Genomic DNA, 23,257 nt, shown 5'->3' on the forward strand with positions numbered 1-23,257 from the left:
GTTGCGCACCGGGGGCGGGTGTAACGGCCGCACCCTTTGGGGCCGTGGCGTCGAACTCATCGTCTCCGATGCACGATTCGCCGTCCTGAGTGTCGGACTCGCGCGCGTGACTGTCGGACTCGCCGGGGTGCGCGCGAGTCCGACACTGCAGACGGCGAGTTCGACGGTCCGTCAGGCGCCGGTGAGGCCTCGGCGCGTCAGGAGCGGGGTGATCTCCGGGTCGCGGCCGCGGAAGGTCCTGAACGCGGCCATCGAGTCCAGGCTGCCGCCGCGGCTGAGCAGCTCGCGGCGGAAGTGGTCGCCGTTCGCCCTGGTCAGGCCGCCGTTCTCGCGGAACCACTCGACCGTGTCGGCGTCGAGCACCTCGCTCCAGATGTACGAGTAGTACCCCGCCGAATAGCCGCCACTGAACACATGCGCGAAGTACGTGCTGCGGTACCGCGGCGGCACCACGTGCAGCGCCACCCCGGCCTTCTCCAGCGCGGCCGACTCGAAGCGCCCCACATCACCGATGTCGTCGTCCGCCGTGAGACCGTGCCACGCCTGGTCCAGTAGCGCCGCCGCGAGGTACTCCGTCGTCGAGTAGCCCTGCCCGTACTGCGCCGACTCCTCCAGCCGCGCCACCACACGCTCCGGCAGCGGCTCCCCCGTCTCGTGGTGCTTCGCATAGTTCGCCAGCACCTCCGGCCACAGCATCCACATCTCGTTGACCTGCGACGGATATTCGACGAAGTCCCGCGGCACGTTCGCCCCCGAGAACGCCGGGTACCGCACCGCCGACATCAGCGCGTGCAGCGCGTGCCCGAACTCGTGGAACAGCGTGATGACCTCGTCGTAGCTGAGCAGCGTCGGCTCGCCCGCGGGCGGGCGCGAGATGTTGAGGTTGTTCACCACCACCGGCCACTCGCCCAGCAGTTCCGACTGGTCCACGAAGGTGTTCATCCACGCGCCGCCGCGTTTCGAGTCACGCGTGTAGTAGTCGCCGAGGAACACGCCGAGCGGCGAACCGTCCGCGTCGAACACCTCGAACACCCGCACCTCGGGGTGATAGACCGGCAGATCGTGCCGTTCGGTGAAGCTCAGCCCGTACAACCGGTTCGCGGCGAAGAAAACCCCGTCCCGCACCACCCGGTCCAGCTCGAAGTACGGCCGGAGCGTCGCCTCGTCGATGTCGTAGCGCGCCTTGCGGACCCGCTCGCCGTAGAACGCCCAGTCCCACGGCTGGAGCATCGCGCCCGGGAAGTCCTGCTCCAGATACCGTTGCAGCTCCCCGGCATCCCGCTTGGCGTTGGCGACCGCGGCGGGCGCGAGCCGTTCCAGCAGGCCGACCGCGGCCTGTGAGGTCCGCGCGGTCTCGTCGGAGATCACATAGGCCGCGTGGTGCGGATAGCCGAGCAGCGTCGCGCGCTCCGCCCGCAGCGTCGCGATCCGGGTCAGCACCGCGCTGTTGTCGTTGTCGTTGCCGCGATTCCCGCGCGCGGTCGACGCGCGGAACAGCCGCTCCCGCAGGCCACGGTTCTCCAGTGAGGTCAGCAGCGGCTGGGACGTCGGCAGGCTCAGGCTCAGCAGGTATCCGTCCACCCCGCGCGAGCCCGCGGCCTCCTTCGCCGCCGCGACGGCGTCCGCCGACAGGCCGGCCAGCTCGGCCGCATCGCCGACCACGACAGCCAGATCATTGGTGTCGCGCAACAGGTTCTCCTGGAACCGGGTGCTCAAAGTGGACAGTTCCTCGTTGAGCTCGCGCAGCCGCGCCTGCTCGGCCTCGCCCAGCCCCGCACCGGCACGCTGGAAGTCCGTGTGCACGCGCTCCAGCAGCCAGGCCGATTCGGGATCCAGCCCCAGGGATTCGCGGCTTTCGAACAGCTCCCGGATCCTCGCGTACAGGCGAGGGTTCAGGTGGATCGCGTCGTGGTGCGCGGCGAGTTTCGGCGCGATCCCGGCCTGCAGGTCCTGCAGCACCGGATTGGTGTCGGACGAGGTGAGGTTGAAGAACACCGAAGCCACCCGCGAAAGCAGGCGGCCGGACCGTTCCAGAGCGACCACGGTGTTGTCGAACGTCGCGGGCTCGGGGTTGGCCGCGATGGCCTCGACCTCGCGCGTGTGCTCGGCCAGGCCGGTCTCGAACGCCGGCGCGTAGTGCTCGTCGGAGACGCGGTCGAACGGCGGCAGCCCGTAGGGCAGTTCGCTCGGCGTCGCGAACGGGTTGTCCGGTGCAAGCTCAGTCACGCGCGGCCCTTTCGTCCAGTCGATCCGCCGACCTCGGCATCGGAGGATGACTTCTTCCTACCGCGCTTCGGCGGTTCGGGCACCACTCCGCGGAAATCCGAGCCGTGGTCGTTGACGCGTACCACGAATGGCCGAGTCTCGGTGTAGCGCACGACCGAGATCGACGCCGGGTCCACCACGATCCGCTGGAACGCGTCGAGGTGCTGGCCCAGCGCGTCGGCGAGGATCGACTTGAGCACGTCGCCGTGGCTGCACAGCAACCACACGGCGTGCTCGCCGTGCGCCGCGGTGATCCGCGCGTCGTGCTCGCGGACGGCGGTGACCGCTCGCGCCTGCATCGCCGCGAGCCCCTCGCCGCCGGGGAACACCGCCGCGGACGGGTGCGCCTGCACCACCCGCCACAGCGGTTCCTTGAACAGGGTCTTGAGCTCCCTGCCGGTCCACTCGCCATAGTCCACTTCGGACAGCCGGGGCTCGACCGTGCGGCCGAGCCCCCGTGCGTCCAGCAGCGGCGCCACGGTCTGCTTGCAGCGCAGCATGGGCGACACGACGGCCTCGGCCAGCGGCACGCCGGCGAGCCGCTCGGTCAGCGCCTGTGCCTGGCCGCGGCCGGTTTCGTCGAGTCCCACCTTGGGGGTCCGGCCGGCCAGCACACCCGAACCGTTGGCGGTCGAGCGGCCGTGCCGCAGGAGGATCACTGTTGCCACGGCCGCCACATTACGTGACCGGCTAGAAGGCCGGTCCCGCCTTGGGATCGAGCGTCCCGGTGCCGATGAGCACGAACAGCGCGATACCCAGCGCGATGCGGTAGATCACGAACGGCAGGTAGCTGCGCGTCTTGATGAACCGCATCAGCCAGGCGATCACCGCGTAGCCGACGCCGAACGACACGATCGTCGCCAGGATCGTCGGGCCCCACTGGGGGCTGTTCTCGCCGCCGATCTTGCTGACCTCGTAGAAGCCCGAGCCGAGCACGGCGGGCACCGCCAGCAGGAACGAGTACTCGGTGGCGTCGGCGCGGGTGTAGCCGAGGAAGAGGCCGCCGGTGATCGTCCCGCCCGAGCGCGACACGCCCGGCACCAGCGCCAGCGCCTGCGCGAACCCGTAACCGAGGCCGTGCGGCACGGTCAGCTGGTCCAGGGTGCGCTGCTGGGTGCCGATCCGGTCCGCGATCGCCAGGATGATGCCGAACACGATCAGCACGGTCGCGGTGATCCGCAGGTCGCGGAACGTCGTGTGGATGTCGTCCTGGAACAGCAGGCCCAGCACGATGATCGGGATCGAGCCGATGATCACCAGCCAGCCCATCCGCGCGTCCGGGTCGGCCCGCCACTCGCTGCGGAAGATCGAGAAGAACCAGGCCCGGATGATGCGGCCGATCTTGCCGGCGAAGTAGATGATCACCGCCAGCTCGGTGCCGATCTGGATGACCGCGGTGAACGCGGCGCCGGGATCCTCCCAGCCGGCCAGTGCCGCCGTGATGCGCAGGTGCGCGCTCGAGGAGATCGGGAGGAACTCGGTCAGGCCTTGGACGAGGCCGAGGACGAGCGCTTCGAACCAGCTCATGATCACCGGCCCCTTGGCGCTATAAGTCTGTTTTGCACGGTGCGGAAGGGTATCGGTCGCGATGATCGCGGAGGCGTCGGGCCGACTCCCGCGGCCGGCGGTTACTCTCTGTGGCATGGAGAAGCGGCAACTGGGCAGGTCGGGACTCCGCGTCTCCCGGATGGCGCTGGGCACCATGAGCTGGGGCGGCGAGACGGACGCCGAGGAGGCCGCGAGCCAGCTGGTCGCGTTCGTCGACGCCGGGGGCACCCTCGTGGACACCGCGGACGTCTACGCCGACGGCGAGGCCGAGCGGATCCTCGGCGGGCTGCTCGCCGATCTGGTGCCGCGGGACGACGTCGTGCTCGCGACGAAGGCGGTGGCCCGGCGCACCGACGGCCCGTTCGGCGGCGGCGCCTCCCGGGGCGCGCTCCTGTCGGCGCTCGACGGCTCGCTGCGGCGGCTCGGCGTCGACCACCTCGACCTGTGGCAGCTGCACTCCTGGGACCAGACCGTGCCGCTGGAGGAGACGCTCTCGACGGTCGAGTACGCGATCAACACCGGCAAGGTCCGCTATGCCGGGATGTCGAACTACTGCGGCTGGCAGCTCGCGACCGCCGCCGCGACGAGCGGTTCGCTGGTCTCCGCGCAGGCCGAGTACTCCCTGGTCGAGCGCAGGATCGAGCGCGAGGTCATGCCGGCCGCCGCGCATCACGGGATCGGGTTGCTTCCGTGGGCGCCGCTCGGCCGCGGTGTGCTGACCGGCAAGTACCGCACCGGCACCCCCGCCGACTCGCGCGGCGCGTCCCCCGCGTACGCCGGATACGTGGAGCAGCACCGCACCGAGCGGGCGGCCCGGATCGTCGAAGCCGTCTCGACCGCGGCGGACGGTCTCGGCACGTCGCCGCTCGCGGTCGCGCTCGCGTGGGTGCGGGACCGTCCCGGGGTGATCGCGCCGGTGGTCGGCGCACGCGACACCGGGCAGCTCACGGGCTCGCTGGCGGCCGAGGAGATCGTGCTGCCCAGTGCCATCAAAGCCGCGCTCGACGATGTGAGCGCGGTCCAGTTCGGTTACCCGGAGCGGTGGCCCAAATGACGAGCAGGTGACACACACGTGACGTGGCGGGCATTGTGGAGGATGCTGGGGCCGGTCGGGAAGTCCGGAGGTCGGGTGCGGAGGTCCACAATGGCGGTGGCGTTGCCGGTGGCGTGCACGCTGCTGGTGAGCGCCTGCTCGTCCGACTCCGGCAAGGGTGACGACGCGCTGCAGATCGTCGCCGATCCGGTGGCCGCGACCGCGGCCCTGTCCCCCGCGCCCACGGCTTCACCTGCGGGAACGGTCCTGCCCGCCGGCCACGTGACGGCGCTGGCGGCCGACCCGGCGAGCCGGGTGCTGGCCGTCGCGCTGGACGAGCCGCCCGCGGTGCTGCTGTACCGGCTCGACGATCCTTCCGGCACGCCCGGGCGTGTGAGCGTGCCGGGCCCGGTCGAGCACCTGAGCATCGGCGGCGGCACGGTGTTGGCGAGCATGCCCGGAAAGGGTGAAGTCGCGAGCATTTCGTTGGCGGGCGGGCAAACCACGGTCGCTGTGCCCGGTCAGCCGGCGGACGCGATCGGCGACGGTGGGCGGACCGTGGTCGCGGTGCGGGACCGCAAGGCTGTCGACGTGTATCAGGACGGGAAGCTGCTCAGGTCCATCAGCGGCGGTTTGTACAGCGCGGACGAGCTCGCGCGCAGCGGGAGCAAGACGGTGCTGCTGGACCGGCTGCGCAATGCGGTTTTCCTGGTCGACGTGGACGGCGGTTCTGTCGACGAAGGCCTGCGCGCGGGTGACGGGGCCACGAACCTCGTCGCTGACTCGTTCGGGCGTGTGCTGGTGACGGACACGCGGGGCGGTGCGCTGCTGGCGTTCTCCACGGATCCGTTGCTGCTGCGGCAGATGTATCCGGTGCCGGGTGGGATCTACGGCATCGCCTATGACGCGCCGCGCCATCTGGCGTGGGTGACACTGACTGGAAGTAACGAGGTCGTGGCTTTCGACGTACGCGGCGGTGAGCCGGTCGAGAAGTTCCGGTTCCCCACCGTGCGCCAGCCGAACTCGGTGGCCGTCGACGACCGGACCGGCAAGGTCTATGTCGGGTCGGCCACGGGAGAAGGAATCCAGGTGATCCAACCATGATCAACACACCCGAGGCGGTGGTCGACGCAGACTGGGAGTACCGGCGGCTGCAATTGCCGCCGGGCCTGTCCCGGCGCGCGGCCGCGACCCAGCTGTCCATCCACGCCGAGTTCGCGGGCTGGGAGCTTTCCACGGTGCGCCTGTACTCCGACGGCTCGAGGCGCGTCTGGCTCCGCCGCAAACGCCGCCCGGCTGACGTCGGATACCTGGCGTCGTAACGCTCGCGCCCCACACACACCCCACGCGCCGCAGGCCAACTCGGGCGCGCCACGGGCAAACTCACCCGCGCAGCGGGCAAACTCACCGACACAGCGGGCAAACACACCGACGCAGCCAGCAAACACGCCCGCGCGACAAGCAAACACGCCGATCACCTGGCACCCGGCAGCCGAAACCCGGCAACGAAACGTAACCACCAGAGCAGCCCACCCACCTCCCCCCAACCCCGATAGAAAGCCGCCCTAGCGGTTGGCACGTCGTGTCAAGGGTGGACGAAGTCCATCGCGAAGCGACGCCGAAGGCGCCCTTGATACGGCGTGCCAACCGTTAGACACTCGGCCATCGGGGTGGGCCCGGCGACAACCCCGGCGCGAAGCGCCGGAACCCCTCGCGCGGAGCGCGAGGGGAAAGAGAAAAAGATGTCCTCGCCGGACGGGCAGGCTCCAGGATGACCGCCCCCAAGGGATCTCACCTTGAGTGGGTGGTTGAGTTGGGTGGTCATCCCGTCGCCTGCGGTTTTCGAATATCACTTTTCGCCAGAGCCGCAAGCTTTGGTCTCTCGGCCGCAAGCCGGGCAAAAAGGTTGCGGCCCTGACGAAAAGTGATCGTTCCTGTGACAGGCGACGGGATGACCACCCAACTCGCCCCATGTGCTTTGCGCTCTGCCTTGCGCCCCGGCTAGGCCATCCGAAAGAACCGGTCCAACACCCGGACCCCGAACTTCAGTGCCTCGACCGGCACCCGCTCATCCACCCCGTGGAAAAGCCCCGAGAAGTCGAGATCCGCGGGCAGTTGCAGCGGTGCGAAGCCGAAGTTCCGGATTCCAAGTGATTGGAAGGACTTCGCGTCCGTCCCGCCCGAGAGCATGTACGGCAGAACGCGGGCGGCCGGATCTTCCGCGATCACCGAAGCCGTCATGGCGTCGACGAGGGCACCGTCGAAAGTCGTCTCGACCGGGGGGAGTTCCATCCACTCCTTCTCGATGTCCGGGCCGAGGATCTCGTCCAGTTCACGATCGAACGCCTCCAGCCGCCCGGGCAGGATGCGGCAGTCCACCGCCGCCTCGGCGACCGACGGGATCACGTTCGATTTGTAGCCGGCGGTCAGCATCGTCGGGTTCGCGGTGTCGCGCAGGGTCGCGCCGATCATCCGCGAAATGCTGCCGAGCTTCGCGACCGCGCCGTCGATGTCGTCTTCGGGGAAATCCCAGCCCGTGATTTCCGTTACACCGGCCAGGAATTCGCGCACCGAGTCGGTCAGGACGAGCGGGAACCGGTGGTTGCCCAGCCGCGCGACAGCGTCCGCCAGCTTCGTGACGGCGTTGTCGCGGTGGATCATCGAGCCGTGCCCGGCCGTGCCGCGCACCCGCAGTTTCATCCAGCGGATACCCTTCTCCGCCGTCTCGATGACGTACGCGCGCACGTCGTCCTTCAACGTGATCGAGAACCCGCCGACCTCGCTGATCGCCTCGGTCACGCCTTCGAACAGCTCCGGCCGATTCTCCACCAGCCATTGTGCGCCGAACTTGCCGCCGGCCTCCTCGTCGGCGAGGAAGGCGAACACCATGTCGCGCGGCGGCACGATCCCCTCACGTTTGTAGTGGCGCGCCAGCGCGAGCGTCATGCCGACCATGTCCTTCATGTCGATCGCGCCCCGGCCCCAGACGTAACCGTCCTGGATCGCGCCCGAGAAGGGGTGCACCGACCATTCGCCCGGATCGGCGGGAACCACGTCGAGATGCCCGTGCACCAGCAGCGCCCCTCGCGAAGGGTCCGCGCCGGGCAGCCGGGTGATCACGTTGTGCCGGTTCTTGCCACCGGACTCGACGTAGGAGATCTCGTAACCGACTTCGGTGAGCTTCTCCGCCACGTACTCCGCGGCGGCCCGCTCCCCCACCAGTGTCGCCGGATCCCCGGTGTTGGTGGTGTCGATGCGGATGAGCTCGCTGGTCAGCGTGACGGCTTCGTCGGCCGCGGTCTCGATGGTGCGCACCCGGCATTCCTACCAGGCCAGAGTCACGCCCGCGGCAGCCCAGGGGTGCCACCGTCGATCGCCTGCCGCGCGGGCCGCGGCACCCGCCAGTCGATCCGGGTACCGGCACTGCGCTCCAGTTTCGCCAGCACCCCGCGGGCGGCGGCGAGCGCCGCCTCCTGCTCGGCCGGGGTCGCCCCGCCCTGGGCGAGCTCCAGCAGTTTGATGCCCTGCGCGATCAGCGCACGCTCGTCCGCGGTGAACCGGGACGAGCGCAGTTTCTCCGCCGCCTCGCGCGCGGCAGCCCACGCCTTCTCCGCGGTCGCGGTCGCTTCGACGAACTTCCGCGCCATCGCCTCCGGCGGGAACTCCTCCGTGTGCAGGGCCATCGCTTCGTGGAACGCGTCGATGAACCGGCTCGTCGAGGGCACCGCGGGATCCGCGAGCGCGGGCAGCCGCAGCACCTGCAGCGGGTCGGACTCGTACCCGCCGTACTCCTGCGCGACCTTGGCGTAGCGCTGGCGCGCCTCGCCCCACCGCAACCGCAGCGACTTCGGCTGCGCGGGTGCGCCGGCCCGCACCGGTGGGCGACGCTGCGCGGGCTCGGACCGCGCCCGCCACCGCCGGTGCAGCGCCGCCCGGGAGTACATCGAGACGACGAGCCACAGCAGCACGATGAAGGGCCACACCAGCGGCTCGAAATCCTGTACGGGATTCATGACGGCTCCTCAGCCACAGGGCTTTTCCTCCATGATGCGCCCGGAATTGTGTGTCGTGCGTTGCGCGTTGCGGGTGGAAAAGCACCGGGCCGAATGGCCCTACCCGGCCGGCCGCGCCCTGGCGCATGGTGAGGGCCGCATTTCACCCCGCACCGCCCAGAAGGAAATACCGCGATGCTGGACCCGTCCGGACTGGAGATCCTCGACCGGGACGAGTGCCTCGCCCTGCTCGCCACCGTCCGGATCGGCCGGATCGTGTTCACCGCCCGCGGCCTGCCGGCGGTGGAGCCGGTGAAGGTCGTCTACGACCGGGGCGCCCTGTGGTTCCCGGTGCCCGTGCACACCGACCTGTTCGGTGCCACCAGGGACGGGGTGGTCGCGTTCGAGGCGGACGAGTTCGACGCGGTGCTCGAAACCGGCTGGTGGGTGACGGTGCTGGGCCGGGCGGGCACGGCGGACGAATGCGATCTCCCCCGGCAGCGGCCGGACCTGTCGTGGCACCAGTTCGCCGGCGACGCTCGCTGTGTGCGAATCCCGATCGAGGTCGTTTCCGGGCGGCGGGTGAAGAGGTAATCTACTGAGCCTCGCCTCCGGCAGGGGAGAGCCAGTTGATCGAAGCCAGCGCCCGGGCGCTGTTGAACGCTGTGGTGGGAGTGGCGGCGGAGCTGCGGCTGCCCGACGTACTGCGCCGTACCGTCGAGGCCGCGCGCGAACTCACCGACGCCGACCACGGCGTGCTCGCCGAGGTGCTGCCCGGTGACCGGCTCGGCAAACTCGTCGAGGCCGGCGCCCCGCGCGGCTACCGGTGCCCGGCCGAGCTGCCCACCGGTCCCGGCACCCTCACCGTGCCGATCCGGTTGCCGGACAACGACTTCGGCCGGTTGTCGGTGACCGGCGAGGCGTTCACCGAGCGGGACCGGGAGTGGCTGGAGGCGCTCGCCGCCGCGGCGGGCATCGCGATCCAGAACGCCGACCGCTACGAGCGGACGCTGCGCCGCGAGCGGTGGCGTGAGGCGTCGCACGAGGTGACGGTCGCGCTGCTGAACGGCGAGGACACCACCACCACGCTGCACACGGTCGCCGACCGCGCCCGCGTCGTCGCGAACGCGTCCGGTGGTGCCGTCGCACTGCCCAGCGAAACCGACCCGGACGCGCTGGTCTTCGAAGTGATCGCGTCGCCGTATCCCGAGTACTTCCGGCTGATCGGCGCGACCGTGCCGCTGCGCGGCACCGCGTCCGGTGAGGCGTACACGACGGGCAAGCCGGTGGTGGTCAGCCAGTACGGCGGGCACGCCGCCGTCCAGCAGGCGAACTCCGGGCTCGACATCCCGCCGACGATCGAGGACCTCGACTCGGCGATCGCGGTCCCGCTGATCGCCGGCACCGAGAAGCTCGGTGTGCTGCTGGTGGTCAAGTTCCGCGACCAGGAACCGTTCACCGACGCCGAAGTGGAGCTCGTCCGTGACTTCGCCGCGCACGCCGCGCTGGCCATCGCGTTCGCGCACGCCGAAGACGACCGGCGGCGGCTGGTCGTGTTCGAGGAGCGGGACCGGATCGCGCGGGACCTGCACGATCTGGTGATCCAGCGGCTGTTCGCGATCGGGCTCGGCCTGGAGGGGCTCGGCAAGCTGACGACACAACCGGAGGTGGCCGAGCAGGTGACGGGGTTCGTGCGTGATCTCGACCGCACGATCCGCGACGTGCGCAACAGCATCTTCTCCCTGCAGGAGCCGGCGGAGGCGCACGGCGGGGTCCGCTCGGACCTGCTGCGGATGGCGCAGGACAGCACCGGGATGCTCGGCTTCGAGCCGCGGGTCAGCTTCGACGGGCCGCTGGACGCCGTCGTCACCGGGCCGGTGCGCGGCGACCTGCTGGCGACCGTCCGGGAGGCCCTGTCGAACGTGGCCCGGCACGCGGGGGCGAGTTCGGCGTCGATCGAGGTGGACGTCGACCGCGACGGTCGCCGGCTGTCGCTGACGGTCACCGACGACGGGGTCGGCGTGACGGAGGGCTCCGCGCGCGCGGACGGGCTCGGCGTGTTGCGGCAGCGGGCCGAGCGCTGGCACGGCACGCTCACGGTCGAGGCGCGGCCGGAAGGCGGCACGAAACTGGCGTGGACGGCGGTACTCGGCAAATGACGATCTCGGTGTTCCTGCTCGACGACCACGAGGTGGTGCGCGCCGGCCTGCGCACCCTGCTGGACTCGGAGCCGGACCTGGACGTGGTGGGCGAGGCGGGTACGGCGGCGCAGGCGCTCGCCCAGATCCCCGGGGTGCGGCCCGACGTGGCGATCCTGGACGTGCGGCTACCGGACGGCGAAGGCGTGTCGGTGTGCCGCGAGATCCGCGGGCTGATCGATCCCCCGCCGGCGTGCCTGATGCTGACGTCCTATTCGGACGACGAGGCCCTGTTCGGCGCGATCATGGCGGGGGCGGCGGGTTACCTGCTGAAACAGGTGTCGGGGATGAACATCGTGGAAGCTGTCCGCACGGCCGCCGCGGGCGGCTCGCTGCTGGACCCCGAGCTGGCGGCGGCGGTGACGAACCGGATGCGCTCGGACGACCCGCAGTACGAGTCGCTCAGCCCGCAGGAGCGGCGGGTACTGGAGCTGATCGCGGCGGGGCTGACGAACCGGCAGATCGCGGAACGGCTGTTCCTGGCGGAGAAGACGGTGAAGAACTACGTGTCGTCGCTGCTGCACAAGCTGGGCTTCGAGCGCCGCACCGAAGCGGCGGTCTACCTGGCGAAACGCAAGCGGCGGTTCTAGGTGATCGAGGTTCGGCACACGTCCGGGCTGGGCTTGGCGGAGCTGGCCGCCGCGCGGGCGCTGTTGTTCGCGGTGTTCGACGACATGACCGACGCGGACTGGGAGCACGCGCTGGGCGGGCTGCACGCGCTCGCCTGGGACGGGCCGGATCTCGTCGGGCATGCCTCGGTCGTGCAGCGGCGGCTCCTGCACGGCGGCCGGGCGCTGCGCGCCGGGTATGTCGAGGCGGTCGGCGTCCGGCCCGGCCGGCAGCGGCAGGGATACGGCGCGGCGATGATGGCCGAGCTGGAACGCGTGATCGGCGCCGCCTACGACCTCGGCGCCCTCGGCGCGACCGACGAAGGCGCGGCCTTCTACCGGTCCCGGGGCTGGCAGCCGTGGCGCGGCCCATCGTCCGCGCTGACCCCAGACGGCATCCGCCCCACCCCGGACGACGACGGCGCGATCTTCGTGCTGCCCGGCGCGGTGCCGCTGAACCTCGACGCCCCCCTGACCTGCGACTGGCGCGACGGCGACGTCTGGTGAGGCGGCTTCCTGGCAGGCTCGGCTCATGCACGATTTCGAAATCCGCCCGGCCCGGGACGACGAACTGACCGCGGTGGCGGCACTCCGCTGGCAATGGGTGATCGGCAACGGCAACCGCCCGGCCGTTTCCCAGGACACGTTCATCGCGGATTTCGTCGCCTGGGCAAGGGAAAATGCCAGCACGCACCGCTGCTTCATCGCGGCGGACGGCGGCACGCTCGTCGGCATGGCCTGGCTCGCGACGATCCACCGAGTACCCACGCCGCGGTCGTCGAACCGGAAGTCCGGCGACGTGCAGAGCGTGTACGTCGTCCCCGGTGAGCGGGACAACGGCCTCGGCGGCCGGCTCATCGACACCGTGCTGGCCACGGCCGCGGAACTCGGGTTCGAGCCCGTGACCGTGCACTCCAGCGAGCGGGCGATCACCACCTACAAGCGGCACGGGTTCGCCACCTCGCCGCGTCTTCTCCAGGCTGTCACAAGCCGCGGCGTTGTGTCGTCTCCTCGGCAGGACCGAAGGGAAGACACGCCATGACCACCGCACTCGCCCCGTTCACAGCGCAGCGCACGATCCTGCTCACCACGTTCCGCCGCGACGGGACGCCCGTCGGCACGGCGGTCAGCATCGCCGTCGAGGGGGACCACGCGTACGTCCGCAGCTACGCCCAGGCCGGGAAAGCCAAGCGGCTGCGCAACAATCCCGACGCCGAGATCGCACCGTCCACTGTGACCGGTAAGCCCACCGGCGACGCCATGCCCGCCCGGCTGACCCTGCTCGACGGCGCGGCCGCCGCGCACGCGGCCCGGCTGCTCACCCGCAAACACCCGTTCCTGCACGGGTTCCTGGTCCCGATCGCGCACCGGATCAAGCACTACCAGACCCTGCACTACGAGCTGCGCCCGCGAGACCGGTGACCGATGCCCGCGCGCCGCGAACGCGGTAGCGTCCGCCGGGTATCCGTTGTGGGGGGCCGCAGAGAAAGGGCACTGCCCGTGAGAAAGGACGAGGACATCCATCCCGGCGCACCGGTGCGGACCGAGCTCAGCGGCGACGTCGGCCGCATCCGGCTGTTCGGCGAGATCGACCACACCGCCGTGGAACAGCTCGACCGCGCCGTGTCCGAACTGCTCGACAAGGGGGTCGCCACGCTGGTGGTGGACTTCGCGGACCTGTCGTTCTTCGACTCCGCCTGCATCAGCGCGCTGGTCCGCGCCCGCGGGTTCGCCGAGGACCGCGGCACCGGCATCACACTCGCCAATGTCAACCGCTACGCCCGCCGCATCCTGGACCTGACCGGGCTCTCGGCCGCGTTCCAGATCGAACCTTGAGCGTGATGCGCTCAACTTTGGGAACAAACCTCGACTCAACTTCGTAGTAGTGAGTGAGCGGCCCGATGGGCGGGCCGAGAAGTTCCCAGGAGGTGAGCGTCATGGCGCTGCCTGCCATGCGATCCGCCAGCACAGTCAGCCGTTGGGACCCGTTCCGGGACTTCGGCGAGCTGACCCGTTGGTTCGACTCGGCTGTGCCGCAGCCGTGGTCCCCGAGTGCCGACGTGGCCGAGACGGACACCGAGTACCTCTTCGACGTCGAGCTGCCCGGCATCAACCGCGACGACATCGCGGTGGACCTGACCGGCAACCGCCTCGCCATCACCGGCGAGGTCAAGGAGCAGGAGCGGGAGGGCCGGTTCCACCGCCGCACCCGCCGCACCGGCAAGTTCTCCTACCGTGTGCTGCTGCCCCGCGGGGTCGACGGTGACAAGGTCGAGGCCACCCTCGACAACGGCGTGCTGACCGTGCGCGTGCCCAAGACCGAGACGGCGCAGCCGCGCCGGATCGAGATCAGCGGCAAGTAACCGGACAACGGCAGAGGGCCCCGGACTTCCCCGACGAAGTCCGGGGCCCTCAGCGTGTGGCGCCTTCCGCCTGCGGACGGCGCGGCCGCATCACGAGTTCGGGCCTGCGGCGCGGCGTCGCGGGCGCGGCGAATCCGTAACCGAAGCGCAGCACCACCTGCGGGTAGGCCTGCCCACCGAGCAGCTCACGCAGCGCCTCCCGGGTGGAGCCGACTTCCACCGGCTGCGCGAGAAACGACGCGCTGACCCCGGCGGTGGTGCCGGTGAGCAAAACTCGCTGCATCGCCTGGCCGGTGCGCAGCTGCGCCAGCGGCGTGTCGGTGAACGAGCTGAGCACGGTGACCAGCGGTTCGCGTTCGTACGGGCGTTCCTGCCGCCGTTCGGCGCCCGGGTACGCGCGCAGCGCGAGCAGGCTGCCCGGCGCCTGGCGCGGGCCGCCCGCCGACGCCGGCACGCCGTCGTCGCGATGCCGGTTCTCCGAGGTCCAGCGCCGCAGCTCGGCCTGGAACGCCGGATCCTCGCTCTGCAGATGTTCGGCGTGCCGCAACAGGTTCGCCAGCCCGTCGAGCACGGCCGGATGATCGAGCAGGGCCAGCGAGGCGCCCTCCAGGCTCGCCGCCCGCACCAGCGCGTGCCGGATCCACATCGGCACCGGGCGGTCGGTGAACGGCCGCCGGTTGCTGCGGCGGAACGTGATCGCCCTGGCGAACGCGCGGTCCTCGGGCGTGACCTGGCACGGGCCGCGCAGCCAGACGGTGGCCAGGTGCGTGGGCCGGGTGCGGTCGGGCAGCAGGTGCACCGCGGACGCGTGGCCGGCGGCCCGCAGCGCGAGCTGCAGGTTGAGAATGGCCGCACCACAGGAAAGCCGGGCCTCGCGGCCGTCGGGATCCGCGACGGGCAGCACCCGGTCCGGGTCGAGCAGCACGTCGATCCGGTCACCGGACACCTCGAACCGCCACGGCTGGGTGTTGTGCGGCGACGGGGCGCGCACCGCGGCTTCGAGTGCCGGCAGGACGAGGCTGACGGCTCTCGCGGAGAGGACGGTCATGATCGGGCTCCCGGGTGCTGAGGTTCCTCCCCCAGGGTCATCGCGCGCCCCCTCGTCCGGCAGAGCCGGGCGTCCCGAAGATGCGGGGTCTTTCGGCCCTGGTGAGATCACCCGGTCAGGCCGAACCCGCTGACCAGCTCGGGACGGATCCGGATCAGGTACCCCGGGTCGTCGTTCGCCCAGGGGTCGGCCAGCTGGCGGTAGCGGTCGGCGGGCTCGCCGGGGGCGAGCTTGCGCGCCACCCCGGTCACGACGACGCTCCAGCCGATCGTCTCATCGCCCGCGACCGAATCCGCTTCGTAGGCCACGACGGTGTCCAGTGCGGAGAGCACCACGCCGCCGGCATGGCCGCGGATGATCACCTGCCCGTCGTCGACGACGTGGTGGACCGGCCGGATCGCCGGCAGGGCCTGGTGGGTGAACACGAGCCGGCCCACCCCGACGCTCGCCAGGCGGCGCAGCGACTCCTCCCGCGAAAGCTCGTGGAACCTTCCGGGCTTCATGCTTCACTCCATCGGCGGTCCGGAGGCAGGGACGACCCATTTTCCGGTCCCGCGCCCGCGCCGGAAAAGGGCACAAAGTCCTTCCGATGATCACGGGCGCCGAACCGAAACGTTTCGCCTGCCCACGGCAACCCTTAGCCTGGAACGACACCGGCCGGAAGGGGCGAACCGTGATCAAGGTGTTCCTGGTCGACGACCACGAAGTGGTCCGCCGCGGCGTGGCCGATCTCCTCGAAGCCGATCCCGAGCTGACCGTCGTCGGCGAGGCCCCGACCGCCGCGCAGGCGCTGGCCCGCATTCCCGCGGCGCAGCCCGACGTCGCGGTGCTCGACGTGCGGCTGCCCGACGGCAACGGCATCGAGCTGTGCCGGGACCTGCGGTCGAAGCTGCCCGACCTGAACGTGCTGATGCTGACGTCCTACACCGACGAGGAGGCCATGCTCAACGCGATCCTCGCCGGCGCCGGCGGTTACGTGATCAAGGACATCCAAGGGCTGCAACTGGTTTCGGCCGTCCGCGAGGTGGGCTCCGGCCGCTCGCTGCTGGACAACCGCGCCGCCGCGACGCTGATGGCGAAGCTGCGCGCGGACTCGACCGACGCCGGGCCGCTGGCCGCGCTCAGCGCGCGCGAGCGCACCCTGCTGGACCTGATCGGCGAGGGCCTGACCAACCGGCAGATCTCGGAGCGGATGTTCCTCGCGGAGAAGACCGTCAAGAACTACGTGTCCCGGCTGCTCACCAAGCTCGGGCTGGAGCGCCGCACCCAGGCCGCCGTGCTCGCCGCCAAGCTCCACGACAAGCGGGAAGGGCAGGAATGATTGACCGCCGCCGGTTTTTGGGGCCTTTCGACTCTACGACGGGACACGCCCGGTCAGCACGCTGAAGGCAACAGAAGGAGTGTCATGGCACGACCGGCGACATGGACGATGGAAGTCGCGCTCGACGAAACCGGTGGTACCACCCGCGCCCAGGTCCGGCTGGCCGCGGCGGGCGGCACCTCGTTCCTCGGCATCGGGCTCGTCCGCGGCGGACCGCGCGGGGTGCACCTCCCGGAGATCGCCGCGGAGCTGGCGATGGCGCGCGCGTTCAGCGATCTGACCGAAGAACTGCTCGAAGCGGTCGCGTCCGATATCGAAGCGGCGGCACCGGGACCGGTGATCTCCGTGCCGGCGCGGGCCTGAGCCCGCGACAAGACCAGAGTCCACATCGGACTCCGCGAGCGCGCGAGGGAGCGACCCGAACATGGTGGACGACCGCACGAGCGCGGGCAAGGAGCTCGGCACCCGGCTCGCCGACCTCCGCTACGCCCGGCCCGTTGTGCTCGGCCTGCCACGCGGCGGCGTCGCGGTCGCCGCGCCGATCGCCACGGCCCTGCGCGCGCCGCTCGACGTCGTGCTGGTGCGCAAGGTCGGCGACCCCGGGCATCCCGAGCTGGCCGTCGGCGCGGTCGGTGAGGACGGCGTGGTCGTCGGCGGCGGCGGGGTCTCCCCCGAGCTGCTGCGGGCCGAACAGCGGATACTGCTGCGCCGGATGGTGGCCTACCGCTCGGTCCGGCCCTCGGTGCCGCTCGTCGGGCGGGTGGCGGTGCTCGCCGATGACGGCATCGCGACCGGCGCGACCATGCGCGCCGCGATCCGGGTCGTCCGCGCCCGCGGCGCCGCGCGGGTCATCCTCGCGGTCCCGGTCGCCGCACCGGAAGCGCTGGCGGCGCTGACCCCGCTCGCGGACCGGGTCGAATGCCTGGTCGTGCCCAAGCGGATGCGCGCGGTCAGCCGGTGGTACCTCGACTTCAGCGAGGTCAGCGACGACGAGGTGGTGCGCCTGCTGACGGAGAGCGCCGGGGTGCCGACATGACCTGGCCGCCCATCCGCAAGCCTGCTCCGCTCCGCGCGGCGGCGACGCTGCGGGACTACCGGTGGGCGGTCGAGAACTTCAGCTGGGACACCGAACGGCTTGCCCTGTCAGGACTTCCGGACGGGGGCGGGCTCAACATCGGGTACGAGGCCGTGGACCGCTACGCCGCCGGCCCGCGTCGTGACCACGTCGCGCTGCGCTGGGTGGACCGCTACGACCGCGCCGAGGAGTTCACCTACGCCGAACTCGCCGAGCGCAGCAACCGGTTCGCGAACCTGCTGGGCCGGCTCGGCGTGCCGCGCGGCGAACGCGTCTTCACCTTGCTGGGCCGGGTGCCGGAGCTGTACATCGCGGTGCTCGGCACGCTGAAGGCCGAGTGCGTGCTCTCCCCGCTGTTCACCACGTACGGGACGGAGCCCATCCGTGAGCGGCTGCGGCTGGGCGAGGCGGGCGTGCTGGTGACCAGCCCGGAGATCTACCGCCGCAAGGTCCGCGGGATCCGCGAGTCGGTGCCGTCGCTGCGCGAGGTCCTGGTGACCGGTGACGTGAGCGAACCGGACACGCTCGCCCTCGGCCCGGCACTCGGCGAGTCGTCGCCGGAGTACGAGATCGCGCCCGGCGAACCGGAGAACCCGGCGTTCCTGCACTTCACCAGCGGCGCCGCGGGCCCGCCGAAGGGCGTGCTGCAGGCGCACGAAGCGGTGCTGAGCCAGTACGTCAGCGCCCGCTACGCCCTGGACCTGCACGCGTCCGACGTGCTGTGGTGCAGCGCCGACCCGGGCGGGCCGGCCGGCCTGACCTACGCCGTGGTCGCACCACTGACCGCCGGGGTGACGACGGTGAGCGCCGACGGCGGGTTCGACGCGAGGCGCTGGTTCTCCGTGCTGGCCGCGAACGAGGTTTCCGTCTGGTACACCGAGCCCGCCGTGCTGCGCACCCTGATGCGGCTGGGCACCGAGCCCCCCGCCGGGTACGACCTGTCCGCGCTGCGGTTCGTGGCCAGCGGCGGCGAACCGCTCGGCCCGGAGATCGTGGTGTGGGGCCAGGACGCGCTCGGTACACCGGTGCACGACACGTGGTGGCAGGCCGAGACCGGCGCCATCACCATCGCGAACTTCGCGGCGGAGGAGGTCCGGCCCGGTTCGATCGGGCGCCCGCTGCCGGGGATCGAGGCGGGACTGGTGGAACGCGGCGAGAACGGCAAGGTCCGCGAGCTGGCGCCGGCCGAGCGGCAGGCCGGGGAGCTGGCGCTGCGCCGGGACTGGCCGTCGATGTTCCGCGGCTACTGGCGCGATCCCGGCCGGTACGACGAGTCCTTTTCGGACGGTTGGTACCTGACCGGCGACATCGCGCGCCGGGACGCCGACGGGTACTTCTGGTTCGTCGGCCGCACCGGTGACGTGATCTCCGCCGGCGGCCACCTGGTGAGCCCGTTCGAGGTGGAGAACGCGCTGCTCGCCCACCCGGCGGTGCGCGAGGCCGGCGTCATCGGCAAGCCCGACCCGCACGACGGGGAGCGGGTGAAGGCGTTCGTCGTGCCGCACGCGGGATACGAGCCGGACGAGCAGCTGCGGCTCGAACTGCTGTCGTTCGGCCGCCGCGCGCTCGGCGCCTTGGCGCCACGGGAGATCGCGTTCGAGCCACGGCTGCCGCGGACCCGCGGCGGCAAGGTGCTGCGGCGCGTGCTCAAGGCCGGAGAACTGGGTCTCGCCGAAGGAGATCCGCCTACAGGGGAGGAAATGTGATGGACCCGCGCGCGTACGAGCGGCAGGAGCTGCTCCGCCAGATGATCCGCGCCCGGCGTGCCGAGGAGCGCCGCGTGGGTGAGCCGGTCATCGGCAACGAGGCGGTGGTGGCCGGGATCGCCCACGGCATCGGCCCGCAGGACACCGTCGTCGAGGGCGGCGGGGTGCCGCTCGCGATCGGGCTCGGCGTGTCGACTGCGCTGGAGGGCCCGCCGCTGGTCACCGTGTTCGTGCTGGACGCGGACAGCGGCAGTGCCCAGGAGCTGCGCGAGGCGCTGGAACTGGCGGCGCACTGGCGGCTGCCGGTGCTGTTCTGCCGCGAGAACAACCTCCATCCCCTCGGCGGGCTGGCGTCGGAGACCGGTTTCGCGGCGGAGCACGGCATCCCGGCGTGGTCGGTGGACGGGATGGACGTGCTCGCGGTCGCGGAGGCGATCGACGAAGCCGTGGAGGCGATCCGCGGCGGCGAGGGACCGTACCTGCTGGAGCTGAGCACCTGCCGGTTCCGCGGCCGGGCGGAGGTCGCGCACTGGCGCGAGTTCGACCCGGTGCGCCTGCTGGCCGACCGGATGCGCGCGGAAGACGCTTTCACCGACGCCGACCTGACCCGCCTGCTGTCCGAAGTGGACGCCGACCTCGAGGCCGAGGTGGCGGCCGGGGTGGCCACCTTCGAACCCGCCCGCTAGGCGTGTCCGCCCGGCGTGTTGGCCCGCCGCGTCGGTGAGTTTGCTTGCTGCGTCGGCGTGTTGGCCCGCCACGTCGGCGACTTGGCCCGCCACGCCGGCGAGTTGGCCGCCCACGCCGGCGAGTTGGCTCGCCACGTCGGCGTGTTGCCCGCCACGTCGGCGAGTTGGCCTCCGACGTCGGCGTGTTGGCCCGCCGCGCCGGTGAGTTGGCCGCGGGCGGCGCCAACTCGGCGTCATGAGCGGCCGACACGCCCGGCGGACAGGTCGGCGGCCAGGGTCCTGGCCTCTTCCGTGCCCAGCTCCTCGCACAGCGCGAGCGCCTGGAGCCGGTGCACGTGGGCGGCCCGCGGGTCACCGGTGGCGAGGTCGAGCGTGGCCAGTTCCGCCAGCGTGCGGGCCCGTTCCCAGCGCAGCGGGACGCCGGTGAACGCCATCAGCGCCAGCTGCAGGCACACCCGCGCGAACGCGTGCTGCCCGACCTCGCGCCGCGCCCGGCCCTCGTTCAGCGCGACCTGCGCCTCCTCCAGCCGGAACCCGCCCTGCCGGAACAGCGACCGCGCCTCCCGGAAGGTGCTCGCCGCGCGCTGCCACCCGCCGCTCGCGTTGAGGTCAACGCCGAGGTTGAACAGGGTCGTCGCGTGGAAGAACCGCCGTGCCTCGGGATTCGCCTCGCCGTACCGGGATTCGACGTCGGCCAGCACCGCGCGGTGCACCGCCAGCGCCTCATCCAGCCGGCCGTGCACCCGCAGGATCGCGCCGAGCGTGTTGCGGATCGTGCCCTGACCGAGCCAGAACTCCAACTCCCGCGCCAGGCCCACGGCGTGCCGGGCACGCGCGAGCGCCTCGTCGAGCCGGCCGATCCGCATCAGCACCGACGCGAGGTACGCGAGCGCCCACGCCTGCTCCCGCCGGTCCCCCGTCTCCCCCGCGATCCGCAGCGCGTCCTGGTGCGCCTCGAGCCCGCCTTCGTTGTCGCCCAGGCAGAAATACCGCGCCCAGCCGACGAAATCGAGCAGCACGGCCTCCTCCCGGCGGCGGCCCAGCGCCCGCGCCGCGGCGAGGCCGAGGGTGAAGATCTCGTGCCACGGCCGCTGCTGCGTGCGCCCGTCGGAGTACCAGTGCATCGCCAGCGCCAGTTCGAGCACCTCGCGGTGGCGGCCCTGCTGCGCGGCGGCGCGATCCGCGGCCAGCCAGTTCGACGCCTCGGTGTCCAGCCAGGCGGCGGCTTCGCGGCGCGACCCGAACGGTTCCGGGGTCAGCACGTCCGGGAAGAACACGCGCGCCGCCGCGGACGCCGTGCCGAGCAGATGGCTCAGCGTGGCGTCGGCCAGCGCCTCCCGGTCCTCCGGTTTCTCCTCGGCGGCCAGCCGCTCCGCCGCGAAGATCCGGAGCAGGTCGTGCAGCTGGTAGCGGCCCGGTGCGCCGGCCGCCTGCACGAGGTTCGCGTCGACCAGTTCGTCCAGGTACGCCCGGACGTCGTCCTCGGCCAGGTCCGCGGCGACCGCGGCGAGATCCGCCGCGAAGTCGCTGCCGGGGATCACGGCGAGGCGGCGGAACGCCAGGCGCGCGGCCGGGGAGAGCCGGCGGTAGGACAGCTCGAACGCCGACCGCACCTGCAGGTCGCCCGCGGCCAGCGAGCTGAGCCGGGTGCTGACGTCCCGCAACTGGCCGGCCAGGTACGCGATCGACCACTGCGGCCGGGTCGCCAGCCGGTTGCCGGCGATGCGCACGGCGAGCGGCAGGTTTCCGCACAGTGCCACCAGTTCCGCCGCGGCCTCGGGCTCGCCGCCGACCCGCTCGGCACCGACGATCGTGCCCAGCAGTGCCGTCGCGCCGGCCGGCTCGAGCGGTTCCAGCCAGACCCAGCGGCCCGTCTCCAGGCCGGCCAGCGCGCGCCGGCAGGTGATCAGGGTGAGGCAGCCGGGGCTCGCCGCGAGCAGCGGGCGGACCTGCGCCTCGTCGGCGGCGTTGTCCAGCAGCAGGAGCACCCGGCGCCCGGTCAGCAGCGACCGGAACAGGTGCTGCTGCTCGACACCTGAGGGCGGGACCTGTTGCGCCGGCACGCCGAGGGCGCGTAACAGCTGTTCGAGCGCGGCCCGCGAGGTGACCGGCTGGTCGTCCATCCCGCGCAGGTCGACGGCGAAGGCGCCGTCCGGGAAGCGGTCGGCGAGCGCGTGCGCGGCCGCCACGGCGAGCGTCGTCTTGCCGATCCCGGGATGCCCGATGATCGACAGCACCACGCCGCTCGGCGAGTCGGCGGCCGCGGCCTCCCGCACCAGCTTCAGCTCGGCGTCGCGGCCGAGCAGGTCCGCCACCGCGGGCGGCAGCCGGCAGGACGGGTCGTCGTCCGCCTTGGGGGTCCGGCGGCGGCCGTCGCGGGCCGCGGCGAGGAACCGGGTGCGGTCCTCCCCGGCCAGGTCCATCGCCTCGGCGAGCGCCGCCGCGGACCGCCGCTGCGCCGCCTGCGCCCGGCCCCGCTCCAGGTCACGCAGGGCGCGCACGCTCACGCCCGAGGCCGCCGCCAGCTCCGCCTGGGTCAGGCCCGCGGCCCGCCGGTGACGCAGCAGCAGGCGCCCGAACGCCGACGCGTCTTCTCCGTTGTCGTTCACACCGTTCACCAACGTCTATTCAACCGGCAGAATTGCCGTGGCGGAAACCTGCCGGTGGTTCCGCCTCCTCCCGGCACGTGATATCCGGTTTGCTGTCCGCATGTCATCGCGTATCGCGTGGGCCGAGGGTGCCGGGCGGGACGACGGCAGGCCGAAGCTGCACGCCGTCACGCCACGCCGCCCCGCCGTCCGGGTCGTGGTGCTCGCGGCCGACCGTTTCGTCCGCACCGGCATCCTGACCGAGCTGCGGGACAAACCGGGCGTGCAGCTGCTCTCCTCGCGTGAGGACGCCGAACCCGAAGTCGTGGTCGCGGTCGCCGAGCCGGGTCCCGAGCTGGTGGAGCTGCTCACGCCCGTGCCGAGAGCGAAGCTGGTGCTGGTGGCCGACGAGGCACGCCCCGCCGAGCTGTGGACCGCCGTCGAGCACGGGCTCGCTGTCCTGGTACCCCGCGCCGAGGCCACCACCGCGCGCCTGCTGCAGGCGATCACGGACGCGCACGCCGGCCGCGGCGACCTGCCGCCCGACCAGCTCGGGCCGCTGCTGCAGGGACTGTCCCGGCTGCACCACGACGTGCTGGCGCCGCGCGACCTGACGCTGAGCGGGCTGTCGCGGCGGGAGGCCGACGTGCTGCGGCTGCTGGCCGAAGGCATGGACACCGCCGAGATCGCCGCGGAGATGACCTACTCCGAGCGCACGGTGAAGAACATCCTGCACAACCTGCTGTCCCGCCTCGGCCTGCGCAACCGCACCCACGCGGTCGCGTACGCCCTGCGCGAAGGCATGATCTGACCATCCCCGGCGTGG

The 23,257-nt window shown here is 71.7% G+C and carries 25 protein-coding genes; 17 read left to right on the forward strand and 8 right to left on the reverse strand.

Annotated features, from left to right (window positions below):
- Positions 1-171 precede the first annotated feature (171 nt).
- From LOZ83_RS21780 to LOZ83_RS21790, 3 genes are read right to left on the reverse strand one after another with little or no spacing between them, the layout of a single operon-like run.
- Positions 172-2,226 carry a M3 family metallopeptidase gene (locus LOZ83_RS21780; RefSeq protein ID WP_236792924.1) on the reverse strand — a complete coding sequence of 685 codons (2,055 nt, stop codon included), beginning with the start codon at positions 2,224-2,226 and terminating at the stop codon, positions 172-174.
- Positions 2,223-2,933, reverse strand: a complete 711-nt coding sequence (locus tag LOZ83_RS21785) for a histidine phosphatase family protein (RefSeq protein WP_236792925.1) — start codon at positions 2,931-2,933, stop codon at positions 2,223-2,225. Before LOZ83_RS21785 ends, LOZ83_RS21780 begins: the two co-directional genes overlap by 4 nt.
- A 22-nt stretch (positions 2,934-2,955) precedes the next feature.
- Positions 2,956-3,792, reverse strand: a complete 837-nt coding sequence (locus LOZ83_RS21790) for an undecaprenyl-diphosphate phosphatase (protein WP_236792926.1) — start codon at positions 3,790-3,792, stop codon at positions 2,956-2,958.
- 115 nt (positions 3,793-3,907) lie between these two features.
- On the opposite strand from LOZ83_RS21790, the gene LOZ83_RS21795 reads away from it, so the two are divergent.
- The 3 genes from LOZ83_RS21795 (at position 3,908) to LOZ83_RS21805 (ending at position 6,168) form a co-directional block, all read left to right on the forward strand.
- The gene (locus LOZ83_RS21795; protein WP_236792927.1) at positions 3,908-4,867 is read left to right on the forward strand and encodes an aldo/keto reductase; all 960 of its coding nucleotides are present in this window, start codon (positions 3,908-3,910) and stop codon (positions 4,865-4,867) included.
- A gap of 90 nt (positions 4,868-4,957) precedes the next feature.
- Positions 4,958-5,950: a YncE family protein gene (locus LOZ83_RS21800; protein ID WP_236792928.1), complete on the forward strand. Its 993-nt coding sequence runs from the start codon at positions 4,958-4,960 to the stop codon at positions 5,948-5,950.
- Positions 5,947-6,168, forward strand: a complete 222-nt coding sequence (locus tag LOZ83_RS21805; protein ID WP_236792929.1) for a DUF5703 family protein — start codon at positions 5,947-5,949, stop codon at positions 6,166-6,168. Before LOZ83_RS21800 ends, LOZ83_RS21805 begins: the two co-directional genes overlap by 4 nt.
- Positions 6,169-6,847: 679 nt before the next feature.
- Here the strand turns inward: LOZ83_RS21805 and LOZ83_RS21810 are convergent.
- Positions 6,848-8,161 (reverse strand): M20/M25/M40 family metallo-hydrolase, encoded by a 1,314-nt coding sequence (locus tag LOZ83_RS21810; RefSeq protein ID WP_236792930.1) that lies wholly within the window; start codon positions 8,159-8,161, stop codon positions 6,848-6,850.
- A gap of 23 nt (positions 8,162-8,184) precedes the next feature.
- A complete protein-coding gene (locus LOZ83_RS21815; RefSeq protein ID WP_236792931.1) occupies positions 8,185-8,859 on the reverse strand; it encodes a hypothetical protein in 675 nt (224 codons plus the stop codon).
- A gap of 174 nt (positions 8,860-9,033) precedes the next feature.
- Here LOZ83_RS21815 and LOZ83_RS21820 point away from each other — a divergent pair, with 174 nt between their 5' ends.
- From LOZ83_RS21820 to LOZ83_RS21855, 8 genes are all read left to right on the forward strand, one after another.
- Positions 9,034-9,432, forward strand: coding sequence for a pyridoxamine 5'-phosphate oxidase family protein (locus LOZ83_RS21820; protein WP_236792932.1), 399 nt, complete (start codon positions 9,034-9,036; stop codon positions 9,430-9,432).
- Between the two features lie 35 nt (positions 9,433-9,467).
- Positions 9,468-10,997 carry a GAF domain-containing sensor histidine kinase gene (locus tag LOZ83_RS21825; RefSeq protein WP_236792933.1) on the forward strand — a complete coding sequence of 510 codons (1,530 nt, stop codon included), beginning with the start codon at positions 9,468-9,470 and terminating at the stop codon, positions 10,995-10,997.
- On the forward strand, positions 10,994-11,626 hold the full coding sequence (locus LOZ83_RS21830) for a response regulator transcription factor (RefSeq protein ID WP_236792934.1): 633 nt from the start codon (positions 10,994-10,996) through the stop codon (positions 11,624-11,626). Before LOZ83_RS21825 ends, LOZ83_RS21830 begins: the two co-directional genes overlap by 4 nt.
- Positions 11,627-12,151: a GNAT family N-acetyltransferase gene (locus LOZ83_RS21835; protein WP_236792935.1), complete on the forward strand. Its 525-nt coding sequence runs from the start codon at positions 11,627-11,629 to the stop codon at positions 12,149-12,151.
- A gap of 25 nt (positions 12,152-12,176) precedes the next feature.
- Positions 12,177-12,686 carry a GNAT family N-acetyltransferase gene (locus LOZ83_RS21840; RefSeq protein ID WP_236792937.1) on the forward strand — a complete coding sequence of 170 codons (510 nt, stop codon included), beginning with the start codon at positions 12,177-12,179 and terminating at the stop codon, positions 12,684-12,686.
- Positions 12,683-13,066 (forward strand): PPOX class F420-dependent oxidoreductase, encoded by a 384-nt coding sequence (locus tag LOZ83_RS21845; protein WP_236792939.1) that lies wholly within the window; start codon positions 12,683-12,685, stop codon positions 13,064-13,066. Before LOZ83_RS21840 ends, LOZ83_RS21845 begins: the two co-directional genes overlap by 4 nt.
- Before the next feature lie 78 nt (positions 13,067-13,144).
- Positions 13,145-13,480: an STAS domain-containing protein gene (locus LOZ83_RS21850; RefSeq protein ID WP_236792940.1), complete on the forward strand. Its 336-nt coding sequence runs from the start codon at positions 13,145-13,147 to the stop codon at positions 13,478-13,480.
- Between the two features lie 101 nt (positions 13,481-13,581).
- Positions 13,582-14,007 carry an Hsp20/alpha crystallin family protein gene (locus tag LOZ83_RS21855; protein ID WP_236792942.1) on the forward strand — a complete coding sequence of 142 codons (426 nt, stop codon included), beginning with the start codon at positions 13,582-13,584 and terminating at the stop codon, positions 14,005-14,007.
- A gap of 49 nt (positions 14,008-14,056) precedes the next feature.
- Here LOZ83_RS21855 and LOZ83_RS21860 read toward each other — a convergent pair whose 3' ends face one another.
- Positions 14,057-15,055: a nitroreductase gene (locus LOZ83_RS21860; protein ID WP_236792944.1), complete on the reverse strand. Its 999-nt coding sequence runs from the start codon at positions 15,053-15,055 to the stop codon at positions 14,057-14,059.
- Positions 15,056-15,162: 107 nt separating this feature from the next.
- Positions 15,163-15,558, reverse strand: coding sequence for a pyridoxamine 5'-phosphate oxidase family protein (locus LOZ83_RS21865; RefSeq protein ID WP_236792946.1), 396 nt, complete (start codon positions 15,556-15,558; stop codon positions 15,163-15,165).
- Positions 15,559-15,728: 170 nt separating this feature from the next.
- Here LOZ83_RS21865 and LOZ83_RS21870 point away from each other — a divergent pair, with 170 nt between their 5' ends.
- The 5 genes from LOZ83_RS21870 to LOZ83_RS21890 all read left to right on the forward strand — a co-directional run bounded on the left by LOZ83_RS21870 (position 15,729) and on the right by LOZ83_RS21890 (position 19,843).
- Positions 15,729-16,376, forward strand: coding sequence for a response regulator transcription factor (locus tag LOZ83_RS21870; protein ID WP_236792948.1), 648 nt, complete (start codon positions 15,729-15,731; stop codon positions 16,374-16,376).
- 84 nt (positions 16,377-16,460) lie between these two features.
- Positions 16,461-16,739: a dsRBD fold-containing protein gene (locus LOZ83_RS21875; RefSeq protein ID WP_236792949.1), complete on the forward strand. Its 279-nt coding sequence runs from the start codon at positions 16,461-16,463 to the stop codon at positions 16,737-16,739.
- Positions 16,740-16,800: 61 nt separating this feature from the next.
- On the forward strand, positions 16,801-17,412 hold the full coding sequence (locus LOZ83_RS21880; protein ID WP_236792951.1) for a phosphoribosyltransferase: 612 nt from the start codon (positions 16,801-16,803) through the stop codon (positions 17,410-17,412).
- Positions 17,409-19,157, forward strand: coding sequence for an acetate--CoA ligase (acsA, locus tag LOZ83_RS21885; RefSeq protein WP_236792954.1), 1,749 nt, complete (start codon positions 17,409-17,411; stop codon positions 19,155-19,157). Before LOZ83_RS21880 ends, acsA begins: the two co-directional genes overlap by 4 nt.
- Positions 19,157-19,843, forward strand: a complete 687-nt coding sequence (locus LOZ83_RS21890) for a thiamine pyrophosphate-dependent enzyme (RefSeq protein WP_236792955.1) — start codon at positions 19,157-19,159, stop codon at positions 19,841-19,843. The genes acsA and LOZ83_RS21890 overlap by 1 nt, the downstream gene beginning before the upstream one ends.
- Before the next feature lie 233 nt (positions 19,844-20,076).
- Here the strand turns inward: LOZ83_RS21890 and LOZ83_RS21895 are convergent, their stop codons facing one another.
- Positions 20,077-22,452 (reverse strand): tetratricopeptide repeat protein, encoded by a 2,376-nt coding sequence (locus LOZ83_RS21895; protein ID WP_236792956.1) that lies wholly within the window; start codon positions 22,450-22,452, stop codon positions 20,077-20,079.
- Between the two features lie 100 nt (positions 22,453-22,552).
- On the opposite strand from LOZ83_RS21895, the gene LOZ83_RS21900 reads away from it, so the two are divergent.
- Positions 22,553-23,242: a response regulator transcription factor gene (locus LOZ83_RS21900; protein ID WP_236792957.1), complete on the forward strand. Its 690-nt coding sequence runs from the start codon at positions 22,553-22,555 to the stop codon at positions 23,240-23,242.
- The last annotated feature ends 15 nt before the right edge of the window (positions 23,243-23,257 follow it).

Source organism: Amycolatopsis sp. GM8 (genome assembly GCF_021653975.1).
GTDB lineage: Bacteria > Actinomycetota > Actinomycetes > Mycobacteriales > Pseudonocardiaceae > Amycolatopsis_E.